A 1,659-nucleotide genomic window follows, 5' to 3' on the forward strand; every position below is an offset into this window, starting at 1 on the left:
TCGGAGTTTTTCAAGGTAGTTGTCACCATCAAGCCGAATTAAGCGGCCTGTAATCTCGTTTGGTGTTGTTCTTTTACAGGGTTTAGGGTTGTCGGACCCACAGGCTTACAGTTTCTCACCTCTTGAGTTCCCCAACGTATCGGGTTTTTATCTTTAGCGGCCTCCATCGTTAGCAGACGCTTCGCCAGTATTTCCTTATCCTCACCCGTATGGCGCTGATGGGGCGTCACAAAGTTAAGCTGGCTGTGCTTGTGCTCGCCATTGTACCAGCGCGTGAAAGTCAGTACCCAGTCACGAGCCGCCTCTAAGCTTTTAAAGCCATCGGTCGGCCAATTAGGGCGATACTTGCAAGTCTTAAACAAAGACTCTGCAAACGGATTATCGTTACTCACACGCGGTCTGCTGTATGACGTCACAACGCCTAACTCATACGCTTTCATGCGCATGGTTTGAGCTTTCATCGGTGCCCCATTGTCTGAGTGTAATACCACGCCCGTATGTAGTGCATTTTCACTGATTAGGGTACGCTCAAGCAGCTTAGCTGCTAATACCCCTGACTCGTGGTCATACACCTCTTGACCGACAATCTTACGGCTATAGACATCCTCTATCATATACAGATAATAAAACTGCCCACGAACTGGACTTGGCAGATAGGTGATGTCCCAGCAGAACACCTGACCTGGGCCTGTGGCGGTAAAGGTTTGTGGTGCCTTGGATACGCGAGGAGCCAAAGCTCGACCACGATGGTTGAGTTGATTGTACTGCTTTAGCACGCGATAGAAGGTGGACTCACAGCCATAGTACACCCCCTCATCTAGCAGGGTCGGTACGATCTGGGTGGGCGGTAGACTGGCAAAGCGCGGCTGGTTGCAGACGGCTATAATCGCAGCTTGCTCAGTCGGTGTCAGTTTATTCCTCGGGGCTTGGCGCACGGCATCACACCGTTTGTCACCACTCACTTGACCCGCTTTATACCAGCGCCGATAGGTACGCACGCTGATACCAACTTCAATACAGGCCAAGGTTAATCTGGCCCCTGATCCATTGGCCTCTTGTATCCAATCTATGTACTGTGTGCGCTTAGGGAGCAAGGTTAGTCGTCCTCGTGCTCCTCCCAAAACGCTTCCAACTTTTTTCTGAGCACCAGCAAAGCGGCAGTTTCAGCTAAGGCCTTCTCCTTTCTAGCAAGCTCTCGGGTGAGCTGTTTGATCTGTTTGCGATCCGCTTGCTGCTGACGCTTGTCTTTTAGGCTTTGTGGTTTGCTATGACTGAAGCCTTGTAGGGCATTAGCACGCCAAGCTTTGATTTGTTCAACATACAAACCTTTGCTACGGCAGTATTCGCTAAGCTCACTCTCACTTAAGGCGGCAGTCTCGATGACGGTGGCAAGTTTGGTCTCACTGGTCCAGTCATCGGGGGTTTTGTTGTGTCCAGGCATGGGATGACCTTGTTGTCGAGCCTCGTTGCGCCAATTATACAGGGTCTGTAATCCGATGCCTTCACTTCTTGAAACTTCGGCTACGCTCATGTTGCTTGGGGGTTGTAGTTTGCTGAGTATGGCTTGTTTACGCTCTTCACTATAACGTGGCATGATGTGTCCTTGATGCCCCCATTTGGATTATTCTTTAGGGGTGACAACTATCCTGCCATAGGGGG

At 50.5% G+C, this 1,659-nt stretch carries 1 protein-coding gene; it reads right to left on the bottom strand.

Features of this window, described 5'->3' with window-relative positions; all coding sequences use genetic code 11:
* Positions 1 to 38 precede the first annotated feature (38 nt).
* Positions 39 to 1,594, bottom strand: a protein-coding gene (locus ACT3RN_RS15440; RefSeq protein WP_225739169.1) for an IS3 family transposase whose coding sequence is annotated in 2 segments (ribosomal slippage) — positions 39 to 1,141 and positions 1,141 to 1,594 — 1,557 coding nt in all. Because the reading frame shifts where the segments join, the coding sequence is not laid out codon by codon here.
* Positions 1,595 to 1,659: the final 65 nt, after the last annotated feature.

Origin of the sequence: Psychrobacter sp. AOP5-GZ1-6, from assembly GCF_052376345.1 — a bacterium.
Taxonomy (GTDB): domain Bacteria; phylum Pseudomonadota; class Gammaproteobacteria; order Pseudomonadales; family Moraxellaceae; genus Psychrobacter.